General features: G+C 73.9%; 14 protein-coding genes. 10 read left to right on the plus strand and 4 right to left on the minus strand.

Features of this window, described 5'->3' with window-relative positions; all coding sequences use genetic code 11:
* Nucleotides 1-4 precede the first annotated feature (4 nt).
* The 4 genes from N2041_RS08045 to N2041_RS08060 all read left to right on the plus strand — a co-directional run bounded on the left by N2041_RS08045 (nt 5) and on the right by N2041_RS08060 (nt 4,700).
* The gene (locus N2041_RS08045) at nt 5-811 is read left to right on the plus strand and encodes an ABC transporter ATP-binding protein (protein WP_297677591.1); all 807 of its coding nucleotides are present in this window, start codon (nt 5-7) and stop codon (nt 809-811) included.
* A 10-nt stretch (nt 812-821) separates the two neighbouring features.
* Nucleotides 822-1,589, plus strand: a complete 768-nt coding sequence (locus N2041_RS08050; RefSeq protein WP_297677593.1) for an enoyl-CoA hydratase-related protein — start codon at nt 822-824, stop codon at nt 1,587-1,589.
* 5 nt (nt 1,590-1,594) lie between these two features.
* Nucleotides 1,595-2,788 carry a CaiB/BaiF CoA-transferase family protein gene (locus tag N2041_RS08055; RefSeq protein ID WP_297677595.1) on the plus strand — a complete coding sequence of 398 codons (1,194 nt, stop codon included), beginning with the start codon at nt 1,595-1,597 and terminating at the stop codon, nt 2,786-2,788.
* Nucleotides 2,789-2,888: 100 nt separating this feature from the next.
* Nucleotides 2,889-4,700, plus strand: a complete 1,812-nt coding sequence (locus N2041_RS08060; RefSeq protein ID WP_297677597.1) for a methyltransferase domain-containing protein — start codon at nt 2,889-2,891, stop codon at nt 4,698-4,700.
* Here the strand turns inward: N2041_RS08060 and N2041_RS08065 are convergent.
* The gene (locus tag N2041_RS08065) at nt 4,697-5,314 is read right to left on the minus strand and encodes a zf-TFIIB domain-containing protein (RefSeq protein WP_297677599.1); all 618 of its coding nucleotides are present in this window, start codon (nt 5,312-5,314) and stop codon (nt 4,697-4,699) included. The two genes, N2041_RS08060 and N2041_RS08065, sit on opposite strands and share 4 nt — an antisense overlap.
* 73 nt (nt 5,315-5,387) lie before the next feature.
* Between N2041_RS08065 and N2041_RS08070 the strand changes: the two genes are divergently transcribed.
* The 5 genes from N2041_RS08070 (at nt 5,388) to N2041_RS08090 (ending at nt 10,891) form a co-directional block, all read left to right on the plus strand.
* The gene (locus N2041_RS08070; RefSeq protein ID WP_297677600.1) at nt 5,388-5,840 is read left to right on the plus strand and encodes a Fur family transcriptional regulator; all 453 of its coding nucleotides are present in this window, start codon (nt 5,388-5,390) and stop codon (nt 5,838-5,840) included.
* Nucleotides 5,824-7,275 (plus strand): FAD-linked oxidase C-terminal domain-containing protein, encoded by a 1,452-nt coding sequence (locus N2041_RS08075; RefSeq protein WP_297677602.1) that lies wholly within the window; start codon nt 5,824-5,826, stop codon nt 7,273-7,275. The genes N2041_RS08070 and N2041_RS08075 overlap by 17 nt, the downstream gene beginning before the upstream one ends.
* Nucleotides 7,268-8,437: an FAD-binding oxidoreductase gene (locus N2041_RS08080; protein ID WP_297677604.1), complete on the plus strand. Its 1,170-nt coding sequence runs from the start codon at nt 7,268-7,270 to the stop codon at nt 8,435-8,437. Before N2041_RS08075 ends, N2041_RS08080 begins: the two co-directional genes overlap by 8 nt.
* A complete protein-coding gene (locus tag N2041_RS08085) occupies nt 8,427-9,722 on the plus strand; it encodes a heterodisulfide reductase-related iron-sulfur binding cluster (protein ID WP_297677606.1) in 1,296 nt (431 codons plus the stop codon). Before N2041_RS08080 ends, N2041_RS08085 begins: the two co-directional genes overlap by 11 nt.
* A 134-nt stretch (nt 9,723-9,856) precedes the next feature.
* Complete coding sequence (locus N2041_RS08090; protein ID WP_297677608.1) at nt 9,857-10,891, plus strand: diguanylate cyclase; 1,035 nt, start codon at nt 9,857-9,859, stop codon at nt 10,889-10,891.
* A gap of 1 nt (nt 10,892) precedes the next feature.
* On the opposite strand, the gene N2041_RS08095 is transcribed toward N2041_RS08090, so the two are convergent.
* Nucleotides 10,893-11,996, minus strand: a complete 1,104-nt coding sequence (locus N2041_RS08095; protein ID WP_297677610.1) for a DUF1786 family protein — start codon at nt 11,994-11,996, stop codon at nt 10,893-10,895.
* An 89-nt stretch (nt 11,997-12,085) separates the two neighbouring features.
* On the opposite strand from N2041_RS08095, the gene N2041_RS08100 reads away from it, so the two are divergent.
* Nucleotides 12,086-13,405: a phosphodiester glycosidase family protein gene (locus N2041_RS08100; RefSeq protein WP_297677611.1), complete on the plus strand. Its 1,320-nt coding sequence runs from the start codon at nt 12,086-12,088 to the stop codon at nt 13,403-13,405.
* Here the strand turns inward: N2041_RS08100 and N2041_RS08105 are convergent.
* Both N2041_RS08105 and N2041_RS08110 read right to left on the minus strand, forming a co-directional pair.
* A complete protein-coding gene (locus N2041_RS08105) occupies nt 13,402-14,454 on the minus strand; it encodes a matrixin family metalloprotease (protein WP_297677613.1) in 1,053 nt (350 codons plus the stop codon). The two genes, N2041_RS08100 and N2041_RS08105, sit on opposite strands and share 4 nt — an antisense overlap.
* 23 nt (nt 14,455-14,477) lie before the next feature.
* Nucleotides 14,478-15,932, minus strand: coding sequence for a matrixin family metalloprotease (locus N2041_RS08110; RefSeq protein WP_297677615.1), 1,455 nt, complete (start codon nt 15,930-15,932; stop codon nt 14,478-14,480).
* Nucleotides 15,933-15,968: the final 36 nt, after the last annotated feature.

Raw genomic sequence — 15,968 nt, forward strand, 5'->3', positions numbered from 1 at the left:
GGCGATGAACGCGCCGGCGATCCGGGTCGAGGGGCTGGAGCACACCTTCCGCCAGAAGGGGCGGGAGGTGCGGGCGGTGGACGGCGTCGACCTCGAGGTCGGCGACGGGGAGTTCGTCGCGCTGGTGGGGCCGAGCGGCTGCGGCAAGAGCACCCTCCTGCGGGTGCTGGCCGGGCTGCTCGTCCCCACCGGCGGCATCGCGGAGGTGGGCGGGGTATCGGCGGCCGGGCGGCCGGGCCTCGTGGCCTACATGCCGCAGAAGGACCTGCTGCTGCCGTGGCGGCGGGCGCTCGCGAATGCGGCGCTCGGGCTCGAGGTGCGAGGGGTGCCGCGGCAGGAGGCGCGGGCGCGCGCGCGGGCGCTGTTCGGGGTGTTCGGGCTGGAGGGGTTCGAGCAGGCGTGGCCAGCGCAGATGAGCGGCGGGATGCGGCAGCGGCTGGCGCTGCTGCGGACGTTCCTCGTGCCGTCGCGGGTGCTGCTGCTCGATGAGCCGTTCGGGGCGCTGGATGCGATCACGCGGCGGGGGATGCACGCGTGGCTGCAGGGCGTGCTGGCGATCGAACCGCGGACGGTGCTGCTGGTGACGCACGACGTCGAGGAGGCGCTCGTGCTGGCGGACCGGGTGGTGGTGATGTCGCCGCGGCCGGGGCGGATCGTGGACGAGGTGGCTGCGCCGTTCGCGCGGCCGCGGGAGCCGGGCATCGTTACGGAGCCGGCGTTCGTGGCGTCGAAGGCGCGGGTGCTGGCGGCGCTCGGCGAAGGCGAGGCTCCCGTCGGTGCAGGGGAGGAACGGACGGCGCCGGGGGCGTAGGATCGGCGGCATGCCAGTCCGCACGGAACGCCGCCAGCGCACCTTCCTGATTACGCTCGACCGCCCGGAGGCGATGAACAGCATCGACCCCGAGATGTACCGCCAGCTGGGCGAGGCGTGGGACGAGTTCGAGCGGGACGATGAGCTGCTGGTGGCGGTGGTGACGGGCGCAGGGGAGAAGGCGTTTTGCGCGGGGCGCGACCTCGTGAAGAGCGCGGAGGATGAGGCGAACGACTGGAGTCAGCAGCGGGGCGGCGGCCGGCTGACGCCGGAAGGGACCTGGAAGCCGGTGATCGCGGCGATCAACGGGCACTGCCTCGCGGCGGGGCTCGCGCTGGCGCTGGGCTGCGACGTGCGGGTGGCGAGCCCGAACGCGACGTTCGGGACGATGGCGGCGAAGCGGGGCATCGTGGCGGGCGGCGGGCAGACGCAGCGGCTGGCGCGGTACATCCCGTTCGGGATTGCGATGGAGATGATCCTGTTCGCCGAGCGGATCAGCGCGGAGGATGCGCTGCGGTACGGGCTGGTGAACCGGGTCGTGCCGCAGGGCGAGCTGCTGGAGTTCGCGATGGGCTGGGCCGCGAAGCTGTGCGAGAACGCGCCGCTGGCGCTGCAGGCGATGAAGCGGGCGGCGTACGAAGGCGGCTGGGAGCTGCCCTTCCGCGAGGGGATGCGGCTGGAGGCGCGGCTGTACGCCGAAATCATGAAAACGCGGGACGCGGCGGAAGGCGGGCGGGCGTTCGCGGAGAAGCGGCCGCCCCGGTTCGAAGGGAGGTGAGCGGGGTGCGGGGGCCGCTGGAAGGCATCCGGGTGCTGGACTTCACGTGGGCGCTGGCGGGGCCGTTCGCGACGATGCAGCTCGCCGATATGGGGGCGGAGGTGGTGAAGGTGGAACACCCGCAGACACACGAGAAGGAGCGGGGGTTCGGGCCGTACTACGAGGGGATTTCGACGTTCTTCTTCAGCCCGAACCGGGGGAAGAAGGGGATCGCGGTCGACCTGAAGACGGAGGCGGGGAAGGAGCTCATCCGGCGGCTGGCGGGCGAAGCGGACGTGCTGGTGGAGAACTTCCGGCCGGGGACGATGGACCGGCTGGGGCTGGGGCACGACGCGCTGCGGGAGGTGAACCCGCGGCTCATCTACGCGGCGCTGAGCGGGTTCGGGCAGACGGGGCCGTACAGCCGACTGCCGGCGGTGGACGCGGTGGCGCAGGCGATGGGCGGCACGATGAGCCTGAACGGCTACCGCGACGGGCCGCCGCTCCGGGTGGGCGTGAGTATCGGTGACATGGTGGGCGGGCTGTACCTCGCGCTGGGCATCCTCGCCGCGCTGCGGGCGCGGGACGTCACCGGCGAGGGACAGCTGCTCGATGTGGCGCTGATGGAGGCGCAGATGGCGCTGTGCGAGAACGCCATCGTGCGGCACTCGGCGTTCGGGGAGGCGCCGACGCGGCAGGGGAGCCGGCACCCGCTGGTGGCGCCCTTCGGGCCGTTCGAGACGAAGGACGGCTGGATCGTCATCGCGAACGTGAAGGAATGGGAGCTGTTCTGCGCGCTCATCGGGCGGGACGACCTCGCGGTCGACGAGCGGTTCGGGACGAACCGGGGGCGGCTGGAGCACGTGGAGGAGCTTGAGCGGGAGCTCAACGCGGCGCTCCGGGAGAAGACGACGGACGAATGGTTCGCGGTGCTGGAACCGGCGGACGTGTGCTCGATCGGGAAGGTGAACAGCATCGCGGACCTGTTCGAGGACCCGCACGTGGCGGCGCGGGGGATGCTCGTGGAGATCCCGCTGCCTTACGGGCTGCCGGGTTCGCTGAAACTGCCGAATTCGCCGGTCCACCTTTCGAAGACGCCGACGGTGGTGGGGAAGCCGATGCCGGAGCACGGGGGCGACACGGACGACGTGCTGGCGCGGTGGATCGGGCTGAGCGCTGACCAGATCGGGGAGCTGCGGGCGGCGGGCGTCATCAAGTAGGGCGGGGTAGACTGGATGGGCGCCCCGGGCCCAACGGCCCGGCGAGGGAGTCGCGGGGCGCGCAGGGAGCGGAAAGGGCACGCACGCGCGGGGGTGCCCTGTGAGCGCCGACTGGAACCCGGACCAGTACGAACGGTTCCGCGATGAGCGGAGCCAGCCGTTCTTCGACCTGCTGGAGCTGACGCGGCCGGTGCCCGGCGGGCGCGTCATCGACCTCGGCTGCGGGACGGGCGAGCTGACGCGGGCGCTTCACGAGCGGTCGCGGGCCGCGGAGACGCTGGGCATCGACAGTTCGCCGGCGATGCTGGCGCGGGCGGCCGCGTTCGCCGGCGGCGGGCTTCGGTTCGAGCTGGCAGACATCGCCGGGTTCGCGCCGGGGGCGCCGTTCGACCTCGTGTTTTCGAACGCGGCGCTGCAGTGGCTGCCGGACCACGAGCGGCTGCTGGCGCGCATCGCGGGCTGGGTCGCGCCCGGCGGGCAGCTGGCGTTCCAGGTGCCGGCGAACGCCGACCACCCCTCGCACACGGTCGCGCACGAGGTGGCGCGGGAGGAGCCGTTCGCGACGGCGCTCGGGGGGTACGTGCGGGAGTGGCCGGTGCTGGCGCCGGAGCGGTACGCGGAGCTGCTCGACGGGCTGGGGTTCGAACGGGTGCACGTGCGGCTGCAGGTGTACGTGCACCGGCTGGCCTCGACGATGGACGTCGCGGAGTGGGTGCGAGGGACGCTGCTGACGGACTACGAGCGGCGGCTGGGTCCGGAACTTTGCGCGGCGTACCTCGCGCGGTACCGGGAGCGGCTGCTGGCTGAGCTCGGGGAGCGGGCGCCGTACGTGTACACGTTCAAGCGGATCCTCGCGGCAGGGACGCGGGGCGGGGCATGGCGGGCTGCTATGATGGGGGCGATGGACGTGACGCGGGCCACGGTCGAGGAGTTCCTCGAGCTGCTCCGGAAGGATCCGGAGCTGCGGGAGCGTGCGCGGGAGATCATCGTAGCGGCGGACTGGGAGCGGGTGGACCGGGCGATCGAGCGGATGGCCGCCGAGATCGCGGCCTTCGCGGCCGAAACGCGTGCGCACATCGCCGAAGTCGAGCGGACTACGAACACGCGCTTCAACGACATGACGGGCAAGTTCGAGGCCCTTCGGAACGAAATGGACCGGCGGTTCGAGGCGACTGACGCGAAGATCGATGCGCTGCGCACCGACATGAACCAGCGGTTCGAAGCGGCCGACGCCAAGGTCGAGGGACTGCGCACCGACATGATCCAGCGGTTCGAAGCGGCCGACGTCAAGGTCGAGGGACTGCGCACCGACATGAACCAGCGGTTCGAGCAGGTGGACCAGCGGTTCGAGCAGGTGGACCAGCGGTTCGAGCAAGTGGACCAGCGGTTCGAGCAGGTGGACCAGCGGTTCGAGCGGGTCGAAGCGCGGCTGGACTCTATCGAGAAGCGGCTGGCTCGGGTGGAAGGCGAGCTCGGGAACCTGACTGGCGGGCAAATCGAGGACCGGCTCTCGCACGAACCCGGGAAGTACCTCGGAAGGCCCTATCGGAAGGTGAGGAAAATCATCGTCTCGGAGGATGCTGAGGTCGACGCGGCGATCGAAGCGGGGGTACTGAGCGAAGACGAGTACCAGGACGTGCTGCGGGCGGACGTCGTGGTGCGGGCGACGCCGCGCCGCGGGGAGGGGAGCGAGCGGGTGGTCGTGGTCGAGGCATCGAAGGTCGTCGACCGCGGGGACGTGGAGCGGGCGGCGCGGCGGGCGGCGCTGCTCGGGCGGGTCTGGCCGGGGACCGAGGGCGCGGTATTCGGGTACGCGATCACGGCCGGGGCGCGGGAGCTGGCAGAAGCGAGCGGCGTCCGCGTGCTGGTCGAGCGCACCGCCGAGGAAACGGCCGAGGAGGGCGCGGCCTAGCGGCCGCGGAGCCAGCGGAAGCCGCGCGGCAGGAGCAGGCTCATCGCGAGGTCGAGCGCGAGCTGCCAGGCGGCGACGGCGGGCGCGTCGGCAGGACCGGCATCGCCGCCGGGGAGGCCGGGCGGCGCGGGCGGGATACCGAAGACGCGGACGAGCTCGCCAGTATCGAACCAGGCAGCGCGGCAGGCCGGGCAGCGGTCGAGCACGGCCGGGCCGGCAGGGATCGGCTCCATCGGGCGGGCGCAGGAGGGGCAGGGGCGGCCTGCGGATGTGTCGGCCTCGGTCGGGGTGCCGGCGTCGCGGCCGGGCGCGCTGACGGGCAGCTCGGCGAGATCGAGGCCGGCGGCGAGGGCGGCATCGGGCACCCAGGCGCCGTGACAGGCATCGCAGCACTGGATGGGCGGGGCTGACGGGCTCCCGGCGCGGCGGTAGGGGGTCAGCGGCGGGCGGCCGGGACAGGACGGGCAGACCGGTGTGCCGGCGCGGCGCGGCGCCCGCGGCGCATCGGCGAGCGCGGCGAAGACCTCGCCGGGATCGCGCTCCCAGGCGCCGGCGGCGGCCCGCTGGCGGGCGGCTGCGACCCATGCGGCGTCGAGGTCTTCGAGGGACGGCATGGGATGAAGTTCGGCGGCATGGGCAGGTTTCGGCAGGCATGCGCGGGGGCGGAGGCGGCCGTAGACTGCGGACGTGAGCTGTGAGAACGACATCGCGGAGACGCTCCGGCGGGCCGGGTACCGGCTGACGCCGCAGCGCCTCCTCATCGTGCAGGCGCTGCGGCACGGCGGGCGGCACATGAGCGCGGCGGAGATTGCGGAAGAGGTGCACAAGGTGCACCCGTACGTCGACCTGAGCACGGTGTACCGGACGCTGGACGTCCTGAAGCGGATGCGGCTGGTGACCTCGACGGACATGGGGTCGGGCGACGTGCTGTTCGAATGGGCGCCGGAGGCGCCGCACCATCACCTGATCTGCTCGGCCTGCGGGCATGTGGACGAAATCGGGCCGGAGTACTTCCGGCCGCTGGAGGAGCGGCTGCTGCGCGAGCTGGGGTTCGAGGCCGACATGCACCACTTCGCGGTGTTCGGGCTGTGCCGGGCGTGCCGCGCATCGGCTGAGGCCGGCGATGACGACGAGACGTGAGCTGCTTGCGGCGCTGCGCCGGGCGGTCGGGGACGGGGCGGTGGTGTGGCGGCCGGAGGACCTCGCGGCGTACGAGTTCGACGGGACGGTGGAGCGGTCAGTGCCGCACGCGGTGGTGCTGCCGTCGACCGCGGAGGAGGTGCGGGCGGCGGTGCGGGCGTGCCGGGAGCTCGGCGTGCCGGTCACGCCCCGCGGCGCGGGGACGGGGCTGAGCGGGGGCGCGGTGCCGCTGCGGCGGGGCGTCGTGATTTCGACGGCGCGGATGCGGCGCATCCTCGAGATCGACCCGAACGACCGGGTGGCGGTGGTGGAGCCGGGGGTGGCGAACCTCGAGCTTTCGCGGCAGGCGGCGCGGTACGGGTTGTTCTACCCGCCGGACCCGAGTTCGCAGGCGGCGTGCACCATCGGCGGGAACGTGGCGGAGAACGCCGGCGGGCCGCACTGCCTCGCGCTGGGGGTGACGCAAAACTTCGTGCTCGGTATCGAGGTCGTGACGGCGGCCGGCGATATCCGCTGGCTCGGCGGCCGGGCGCCAGACCCGTTCGGGTTCGACCTGCGGGGGGCGTTCATCGGAAGCGAGGGGACGCTGGGCATCGCCACGAAGGTCGCCGTACGGCTGCTGCCGGTGCCGCCGGCGGTGGTGACGCTGCTCGCGGCGTTCCCGACGGTGGGGCAGGCGTGCGAGGCGGTTTCGAGCATCATCGCGCGCGGCATCATCCCGTCGGCGATGGAGATGATGGACCGGCTGTGCATCGAAGCCGTCGAGGCGGGCTTCCGGGTGGGGTATCCGGAGGGCGCCGGGGCAGTGCTGCTGGTCGAGCTCGATGGACTGGAGGGCGAAGTCCAGGCCGACGCGGCGCGCGTGCGGGCGGAATGCCTCGAGCGGGGCGCGTCGGAGGTGCGGGTGGCGGCGAACGAGGAGGAGCGGGCGCTGCTCTGGAAGGGGCGGAAGGGGGCGATCCCGGCGCTGGGGCGGCTCGCGCCGAACTACTACATCGTCGACGGGGTGGTGCCGCGGTCGCGGCTGGCGGCGGTGATGGAGCGGGTGGCGGCGATCTCGGCGCGGTCGGGGCTGCGGATCGCGAACGTGTTCCACGCAGGAGACGGGAACCTGCACCCGCTGATCCTGTTCGACGAGCGGGAGCCGGGGGCGGGGGAGCGGGTGCTGGCGACGGCAGCCGAGATCATGCGGGTGTGCGTGGAGGAAGGCGGGACGCTGAGCGGCGAGCACGGCATCGGGGCGGAGAAGCGGGAGTTCATGCCGTGGCTGTTCGGCGAGGAGGACCTCGCGACGATGGCGCGGCTGCGGGAGGTGTTCGGCGCGGACAGCGGGCTGTTCAATCCGTGCAAAGTGTTCCCGGGCGGCACCGGCTGCGGGGAGATGGGGTCGCACGCGGCCGCCGTGCGGGCGGCAGGGCCGGATGCGTATGTCTGAGGCGGGCGGCTTCGTGGCGGGCGCGGCGCCGGTCAGCGTGGAGCAGCCGGGGAGCCTCGCGGAGCTGGTGGCGCTGGTGCGGGGGAGCCGGGAGACGCTCGTGCCGGTCGGGGGCGGGACCGTGCTCGACCTCGGCTATGCGCCGGCGGGACCGTTCCGGCTGGTCGACGTGCGCAACGCGCTGGGCGGGGCGGTCGAGCACCAGCCGGACGATCTGACGGCGACGGTGCCGGCCGGGATGACGGTCGAGGCGGCGAACGCCGTGCTGCGGGCGCAGGGGCAGGAGCTGAAGCTGGACCCGCCGCTGGCTTCGCGGGCGACGATCGGGGGAACGCTGGCGGCGGCGATGGCGGGGCCGCAGCGGGGGCGGTACGGGGCGCCGCGGGACCAGGTGCTGGGGCTGATGTTCGTCCGGGCGGACGGTGAGGTCGTGCGGGCGGGAGGCCGGGTGGTGAAGAACGTGGCGGGGTACGACCTTTCGCGGCTGCTCTGCGGGTCGTTCGGGAGCCTCGGCATCATCGCGGCGGCGACGCTGCGGACGTGGCCCGTGCGCGAGACGGTCGACGTCGAATGGCAGGTGGGAGACATCGCGACGGGGCTCGACCTTGCGGCGCGGCTGACGGCGGCGGGGGCGTGGCCGGAGGTGCTGGACATCGTCGACGACGGAAGGGGGATTTGGCTGGCGGCCCGGCTGAGCCCGGCGGCCCTCCCGGCGGCGGAGCGGGTTCTGGGCGGGCGGGAGGCCCGGCCGTGGCCGCCGGGCCGGTTCGAACAGCTGCGCGACGGAGGGTTCCGGGAGGAAGACGTGCTCTCGGTGCGGGTGACGGCGCCGTGGTCGCTGCTCGGCCGGGCGGCAGCGGCGCTGCAGCGGGCGCGGCCCGGGCTGCTGGTGGTGCGGCCGCTGGGGGGGATGGTGCGGGCGGCCGCGCGGCGGCAGGAGGGAGTCGCCTCGCGGGAGCTGCGGGGCATCGTGGAGGAGGTGCGCCGGCTGGTGCGGCCCGCGGGCGGGTTCGCGGTCGTCGAGCGGATGCCGGACCGGTACCGGGCCGACGTCGACCCGTGGGGCGAGCCGCCGGACGGCTTCGACCTGCTGCGGGCGGCGAAGGCAGCGTTCGACCCGGAAGGCCGGTTCAGCCGGGGGAGGTTCATCGGTGGCATCTGAGGCGAAGGCAGGGGCGCGCTGGCCGGACCCGGCGGAAGCGCCGGCGCCGGCCGACCTCGCGCGGTGCGTGCATTGCGGGCTCTGCCTGACGGCGTGCCCGACGTACCTCGTGACGGGACTGGAGACGGAATCGCCGCGCGGGCGCATCCAGATGGCGCGGCTGATCGAGGACGGGCGGGCTGAGCTGACGCCGGCGATCCAGTCGCACTGGTCGCTCTGCCTCCAGTGCCGGGCGTGCGAGGCGGTCTGCCCGAGCGGGGTGCCGTACGGGCGCATCCAGGAGCATGCGCGGGCGCAGGTGCAGGCGCGGCCGGCAGCGGGCCGGGCCGGGCTGCGCGTGCGGCGGCTGGCGCTGCGGCAGGTGGTCGCGCGGCCGCGGGTGCTGGGGGCGGCGCTGGCGCCGGCGCGGCGGTTCGCCGGGTGGCGGCTGCGGGGGCTCGCCGAGCGGGTGCTGCCCGGGCGGCTGCGGACGCTGGCGCGGCAGCTGCCTTCGAACCAGGGGCCGCCGTTCCGGCTCGAAGAAGCGGCGGCCGGCCCGGCGGCTGGCGAGCCGGTGCAGTTCTTCGCCGGGTGCGTGATGCGGGAGCTGTTCGGAGGGGCGCACCGGGCGACGGTGCGCGTGCTGGCGCGGGCCGGCGCGCGGGTCGGAGCGCCGGCGGCGCAGGGATGCTGCGGGGCGCTCCACGCGCACGAGGGCGACCTCGCGTTCGCGCGGCGGCTGGCGAAGGCGAACATCGCGGCGTTCGAAGGCGCGGAGGGGGCGATCGTCGTGAACTCCGCCGGCTGCGGGGCGGCGATGAAGGAGTACCCGCAGCTGCTGGCGGGCGAGCCGGGCTGGGCAGAGCGGGCGGCCGCGTTCGCGGCGCGGGTGCGGGACCTTTCGGAGTGGCTCGCGGCCCGGCCGGGGCTGCCGCGGGGAGCCTGGCGGACGCGGGCGGCGTACCAGGATGCCTGCCACCTCGCGCACGTGCAGGGCGTCCGGCGGGAGCCGCGCGCGCTGCTGGCGGCGGCAGGCTGCGAACTGGTCGAGACGGAGGGCGCGGACACCTGCTGCGGGGCGGCCGGGCTCTACGGGCTCGTGCAGCCGGGGATGTCGGCCGAGCTGCGGCGGCGGAAGGCGGAGGCGTTCGCGGCGGCGCGGCCGGACGTCATCGTGACCGGGAACCCGGGCTGCCACCTGCAGTACCTCGCGGCGGTCCGGGAAGCGGGCATCGGGGCGGAGGTGCTCCACCTGGCGGAGGCGCTCGACCGGGCGTGGGGGGCGGAAGCCGGGCCGGAACGCTGACGCGGGCGTGAGATTATCGGCGGACCGGCGCGATGCTGGAGGCTTCGTTCCCCTCGCGTCACGGATTCGCCACTCACGGCAGAGGCGGGGGGCGCCGAACTTCCGGGTAGAAGGTGAAACGGGGAGAGCGTCTGATGGGTTCGACCGACCCAGCGCTCCCGCAGGTGCCTGCCGAAGAGCGGGCACGCCAGGACCTGCACGTGATGGCGCTGCAGGGCGTCATCGCGGGCTTCTTCGTGGCGGGGGAGCTGCTGGGGTGGTTCGGGGACGACTCGGCGGCGAGCCGGGCGGCGGTGGCGTGGATTGCGGCCTACCACATCTTCCGGGTGGCGTACGTGGTGCGGCGGCGGGCGACGCACCGGCCAGTCGGGTGGATTGAGGCGCTCATCCCGCTGCTCGATGTGAGCTGCGTCTCCTCGGCGTGGGTGATTCTGAACGACCCGGGCTCGCCGTTCTGGGCGGTCTACCTGTACGCGCTGGTCGGGTATGCGCGGCGGATGCACGGGCGGGAGTATGCCCGGACGGCGGCGTTCATCCTCGCGAACCTGGGCGCGGCGCAGGGCGTGGTGACCTGGCGGCACGGCGAGGGGTTCTTCACGGTCGACCAGGCGACGATGCTGCTGATCGGGGCGACGATGGCGTCGCTGGCGCACAAGGTGGGAGCGGGCTGGCGGGAGGCAGAGCGGCAGGCGCGGGTGCAGGCGGAGACGGACCCGCTGACGGGGCTGCCGAACCGGCGGCACTTCCTCGCGCAGCTGGAGCAGCGGGCGGCGGGCGACTTCCGGTACGCGCTGCTGATGATGGACATCGACGACTTCAAGCGGCTGAACGACGAGCACGGCCACCTGCACGGCGACGCGGTGCTGGAGCGGGTGGCGCGGGTGCTGCGGGCGAACATCCGCGAGGGCGACCTGCTGGCGCGGTACGGCGGCGAGGAGTTCGTTGTCGCCATGCCCGGCGCGGACCTCGAGCAGGCGCTGCAGGTGGCCGAGCGGCTTCGGCGGGCGGTAGAACGGGACACGCCGTCGTCGGTCTCCATCGGGTGCGCGGTGCGGGAGCCGGGCGAATCGCTGGACGACGTGCTGCGGCGGGCGGACGACCTGCTGCTGTTCGCGAAGCGGACGGGGAAGAACGTCGTGCGGTGGGAGGGGCTGCGGCGCTCGGCCTGATTCAGGCGGCGAGCGGGCCGAGGCGGGCTTCGACCGCGTCGCGGGCCCATGGGTGGACCTCGGCGAAGGCGCGGAGGAGGCCGAAACAGCCGGCGATCATCATGTCGCCGAAGGGCGCGACGAATGTGGGGCGGAGGGGCGAGCCAGCGAGGCGGCCGCGCCGGGGGCCGGTGACGGCAACGACGGGCGGGAGCCCGGGAGCGACGAGGGAGCGGTCGAGGTGGAGCGCGCCGTGGCCCTTCGAGTGGAAGATTTCGTCGTTGGTGAGGGAGCCGTCGGCAAGGCGGCGGGCAAAGGTTTCGACCTGGGCGTCGGTGACTTCGCCGGTGTGGTGTTCGAAGAGCGACGCGATGGTGCGGCCGCGGAGGTGGAAGCCGAGGAGGTGCATGTTGCCCAGGTTGAGGACGAGGCGCTCGGGACTGGCGGCGACGCGTTCATCGTGGAGGGCGCCGAGGGCGGCGGCAGGGCCGGTATCCATGAAGGCGGCTGGGGCATCGGCCTGCGCGGCGGCGGCGATGGCGCGGGCGCGGGTGAGGTAGGGCGGGAGGGCTTCGGGCGCCATGGCGAAGGCGAGGAGGTCGTTGCGGGCGCGGACGACGCGGGCGAGGTGGTCGAAGCGGAAGACGCGGTCGGAGGTGCCGGGCGGGGCTTCGCCGTGGTCGAGGCAGCCGACGGCGATGCCGTCGAAGGCGGTCGGGACTTCGAAGGCGGCGAGGGCGGTGCGGATGGCGTCGAGGTCGAGGTCGCGGAGGATGACGCGGTCGGCATCGAGGCGGACGGCTTCGTCGTCGCTGACGATGGTGACGCCGAGGGCGCGGACGCGGTCGAGGTCGTCATCGAAGGTGCGGGCGGCGCCGGGGGTGGCGAAGGCCGGGAGGCCGGCCCGGACGTGGTCTTCGAGGGCCCATGCGCAGGGGCCGCCGCCGGCGATGGAGCCGGTGATGAGGAGCGGGCGGCGGGCGGCGGTGGCGCGGCCGATGCGGGCGGCGGCGATGGCAGTCGGCGAGGGCAGCACGAGCTTGGGCGAGTTTTCGATGGGGCCGGCGCTTTCGAACAGGAGGATGTCCTGCGTGCCGGTGCCGACGTCGATCGCGAGGATGCGCATGGAGCCAGTGTAGGACTTCCGGGGGAACCTTTGGTCGGGGATGTGCGTTTTCGATTGCGGTGATGGAAGCGCGTGCTAGACTCGCGGCCGTGCTGGGGAGCATGCCGTTCCGGCGGGGGGCGAAGCGCGCCGAGGCGGAACCGGGGCAGGGCGATGCCGCGGCGGAGGAGCCTGCCCCGGGGCCCGCTGACGCGGCCCCGCGCCGCTGGCTGACGTGGCGGAGGGCGCTGGCTGCCAGCGTGCTCGTGATGGCGGCAGCGGCCGGGCTGGCGTACCTCCAGAAGGACCGGATCGCGCCGGAGGTGGCCGACACGCTGCGGGCGACGATCGGCGATGAGCGGACGGCGCGGGTGGAGAGCTGGTTCTTCGCGCTCGAGGACCGGGTGCACAAAGTGAAGTACCGGCTGCTCGGCGGCGAGACGACGCCGTTCGCGACCGAAGAAGTGCGGGTGGCGTACGTAGCGAAGGAGCCGCCGCGGACGGTGGTGGTGTGGGCCGGGAAGCGGGGGCTGGATTCGGGGCCGAACCCGGATGCGTTCCTGCCGGTGCCGATGACGTTCCCGGCGACGCGGCAGCTGCGGCCGCACCCGGAGCCGGGTGAAGGCGCGTGGACGACGGCGGGCCTGCCGCGGACCTCGCCGACGGACCCGCTGATGGCGAAGACGTTCTTCCGGCCGGACCCCTCGCGGCCGTACGCACTCGTCGGGGTGCTGCTGGTGGATGCGCGGCGGGTGCGGCTCCACATGGTGGCGGGGACGGTGGACCCGGGCGGCAGCCGGGGGGTGAAGGGGCCGGGGGTGATCCCGAAGGAGGACGTCGGGAAGCTGGTCGCCGCGTGGAACGGCGGCTTCAAGGGCGACCACGGGAACTTCGGGATGGTGGCGCACGGGCTGGAGTTCCAGCGGCTGCGGAACGGGCTGGCGACGGTGTGCACGAAGAAGGACGGGACGTTCGTGATGGGGGAGTACGGGCGCGACGTGACCTGGGACCCGGCGACGATGGATGCCTGCCGGCAGAACGCGGTGCTGCTGGTCGACCGGGGCGAGGTGAGCAAGCGGACGGCAGAGGGGAACGACACGTGGGGCTACGTGCAGGTGAACTCGGCGGAGTTCATCACGTGGCGGTCGGCGATCGGGGTGACGAAGGAGGGGCACCTGCTGGTGGCGGCGGGGAACTCGCTGAGCGCGGAGACGCTGGCGAAGGCGCTCTGGGCGGCGGGCGCGGAGTATGCGATGCAGCTGGACATCAACAGCCCGTACGTGCTGACGGCGCTCTTCTTCCCGCAGCCGGACGGGACGGTGAAGCCGGAGCGGTTCATGGAGGCGATGCCGGACTCGCCGGGGCGGTTCCTGCGGGTGCAGGAGCGGGACTTCATGTACCTCGTGCTGGATGAGTCGCGGTACCGCTAGGGCAGCGGCAGGTCGGCGGTGCAGGGCGAAGCGGCGTAGAGCCAGGCCGGGGACTGGAGCGGAAATTCGTCGAGGGTGACGAGCGACGGCGGCAGGGTGCGGGCCCAGCGGCGCCATGACGCGCCGTCGAAGACGTAGGCCGCCTGCAGGCAGGGGAGCGCCGCGGCCGCAGCGGCAGGTTCGAGGCCGGGCAGGACGTGGAGGTTCCAGCCGGGTTCGAGCGCGACGCGGACCGGGCCGGGCGCCGGGCCAGCCGGCGCCGCAGGGTACAGGGCGCGGATGCCGGCGCGGTCATCGGGCGCGAGGGCGCGGTTGATGCCGGTGTACTGGAAATACATGACAGCGGCGACCTCGTCGGGGGTGCAGGGGCCCCAGGGCGCGGGACAGGAGTGCTCGAGGCCGGCCATGTGGCCGAGTTCGTGGAGGATGACCGTGCGCCAGTCGAGGACGGTCTCGAGGCCGAGTTCGCGGAGGGCGTTGGGGTTGCTGTTCAGGAGCATATCGACTTCGCGCGCTTCTTCCTTGCTGGTGAGGCCGAGGACGCAGCCGCGGTCGCAGGGGAGGTGGACCCAGGAGATGACGTTTTCGCCGTCGGGGCCGGCTTCGAGGATGGAGGCGACGCGGTCGGTGATGCCGGCGTAGCGGAAGCGGAAGCGGGAGCCTTCGACGGAGGACCAGGCCTCGAGGCCGGCGATGACGGCCTGGGGGCCGGCGGCGGGCGGGGCGCCGGTGGGGTTGTAGGCGACGGGCACGGGGAGCTCGGCATCGGACCAGGCCCAGCCCCAGGGGCGCCATGCGGCCGAGGCGGCGGGCTCGCGCGGTTCGACCGGGAGCGCAGCGACGGCAGCAGAGACGGCGCGCTCGGCATCGGCGGGCGAGCGGGCGGCGACGAGGAACTGGAGGAGGACGGGCGGCCCGCCGGGCCGGTCGGCGGCGACGTCGAAGGTGAACGGGGCGGGCGCGGCGGCGCCGCGGTGCGCGCTCGAGGGGAGCGCGAGCGTGAGGAGCGCGCCGAGGGCGGCGAGGAGCGCGAACAGACGGCGGGCCATCGGGCGGCTCCGGGGGCGCGGGGTCAGGGTTCGATGGCGATGGTGGCCGGGCCGCTGGCGAGGAACCAGTAGACGCCGCCCTTGCGGAGGATGGGCAGGTTGTTGAGGTAGCCGGGCGCGCCGGCGACGTAGCGCCGCCACTGGCCGGTCCAGGGGTCGAATTCGTAGACGGCGCGGATGGCGGGGGCGCCGGCGAGCGCGACGGCGGGCGGCAGCTCGGCGCCGGGCCAGGCGAGGAGGTTCGCGCCGGGCACGATGGGGAGGGACGGCGGCGGGACCGGGCTGGGCGATGGGCGCGGCGTGGGCGTGCGCGTCGGGGTCGGCGTGGCGGTGAAGGTGGGCGTGGGCGTCGCGGAGGGGCTGCCGGCGGCGGGCGGGGTCGGGGTCCGGGTGGGCGTCGGCGTGGCCGTCGGCGGCATCGTGGGGGGCGGGGTGGAGCTGCCGCCGCCGGCGGGCGGCGTCGGGGGCGTGGACGTCGGCGTCGGGGTGCGCGTCGGGGTGGGCGTGGCGGACGGGCTCGGGGACGGCGACGGCGAAGGTGAGGCCGAGGGCGACGCCGAGGGGGTGGCCGTCGGGGTCGGGGTGGTGGTCGGGGTGCTGGTCGGCGTCGGGCTCGGGCTGCCGGCCTGGCCGTAGATGGCGTAGAGGCCGTCGAGGTCGTCCTGGGTGAGGGTGCGCTTCATCGAGCCCGAGGCGTAGGACGCGTACATGACGGCGGAGAAGTCGGACGAGTGGTTGAGGCCGAGCGCGTGGCCGAATTCGTGGAGAGCGACGCTCTGGAGGTCGACGGACGCCGGGGAACCGGTGGTCCAGTTCCAGTCGGGGTCGAACTGCATGTCGAATTCGACGGCGGTGCGGAAGGGGCTCCCGGTGGTGGAGAACCAGGAGCAGGTGACGGCAAGCACGGAGCCGCTCTGGGGCGCCCAGCCGACGGTGTTCTGGCCGTCGGTGCCGCCCCCGCCGCAGGCGCCGGTGCCGGCGGTGGTGGTGCCGCCGCCGGTGAACTGGAAGTTCGCGCCGGCGGAGGACCAGGTCTGGACGGCGGCCTGCATGACGGCCTGGGCCTGGGCAGCGACGCCGGGGTGGGCGCCGGCGCCGTTGTACGCCCAGCTGGCGGAGCCGGACATCCACTTGAAGCCGCTCGTGACGTAGGCGGCGGAGGCGGAGCCAGGCGGGATTTCGTAGGCGCCGGGGAAGCGGGCGAGCATTTCGCGGCGGGCGGTATCGGCGGCCTGGGCGAAGTTGCCGGAGCCGTCGTCGTACATGAAGAAGCTGATTGTCACGGTGTACCACTGGCCGCCCTGGGCGACGAGGAAGACGGTTTCGACGTCGCGGAAGCGCGGGGTGACCTCGGCGCGGGCGCCGGTGGAGCCGGCGAGGATGGCGGCGGCCAGGCCCCAGGCGAGGGCGGCGAGGGCGAGCAGGCCGACGGCGGTGCGCCAGGGGGCGCGCGTTCGAGGGGTTCGCTGCGCGTTCATGAGCCGGTCTCCGCGGGGCAACGAAGGTTCGCCATG

Source organism: Tepidiforma sp. (assembly GCF_026419595.1).
In the GTDB taxonomy this organism is placed as follows: Bacteria; Chloroflexota; Dehalococcoidia; order Tepidiformales; family Tepidiformaceae; genus Tepidiforma.

What these genes read in the sequence shown, in the direction of transcription:
- N2041_RS08080 (WP_297677604.1), top strand. Translation starts at nt 7,268, where the DNA reads ATGTCTGAGGCGGGCGGCTTCGTGGCGGGCGCGGCGCCGGTCAGCGTG.
- N2041_RS08065 (WP_297677599.1), bottom strand. Translation starts at nt 5,314, where the DNA reads ATGCCGTCCCTCGAAGACCTCGACGCCGCATGGGTCGCAGCCGCCCGC.
- N2041_RS08090 (WP_297677608.1), top strand. Translation starts at nt 9,857, where the DNA reads ATGGGTTCGACCGACCCAGCGCTCCCGCAGGTGCCTGCCGAAGAGCGG.
- N2041_RS08110 (WP_297677615.1), bottom strand. Translation starts at nt 15,932, where the DNA reads ATGAACGCGCAGCGAACCCCTCGAACGCGCGCCCCCTGGCGCACCGCC.
- N2041_RS08050 (WP_297677593.1), top strand. Translation starts at nt 822, where the DNA reads ATGCCAGTCCGCACGGAACGCCGCCAGCGCACCTTCCTGATTACGCTC.
- N2041_RS08105 (WP_297677613.1), bottom strand. Translation starts at nt 14,454, where the DNA reads ATGGCCCGCCGTCTGTTCGCGCTCCTCGCCGCCCTCGGCGCGCTCCTC.
- N2041_RS08095 (WP_297677610.1), bottom strand. Translation starts at nt 11,996, where the DNA reads ATGCGCATCCTCGCGATCGACGTCGGCACCGGCACGCAGGACATCCTC.
- N2041_RS08045 (WP_297677591.1), top strand. Translation starts at nt 5, where the DNA reads ATGAACGCGCCGGCGATCCGGGTCGAGGGGCTGGAGCACACCTTCCGC.
- N2041_RS08075 (WP_297677602.1), top strand. Translation starts at nt 5,824, where the DNA reads ATGACGACGAGACGTGAGCTGCTTGCGGCGCTGCGCCGGGCGGTCGGG.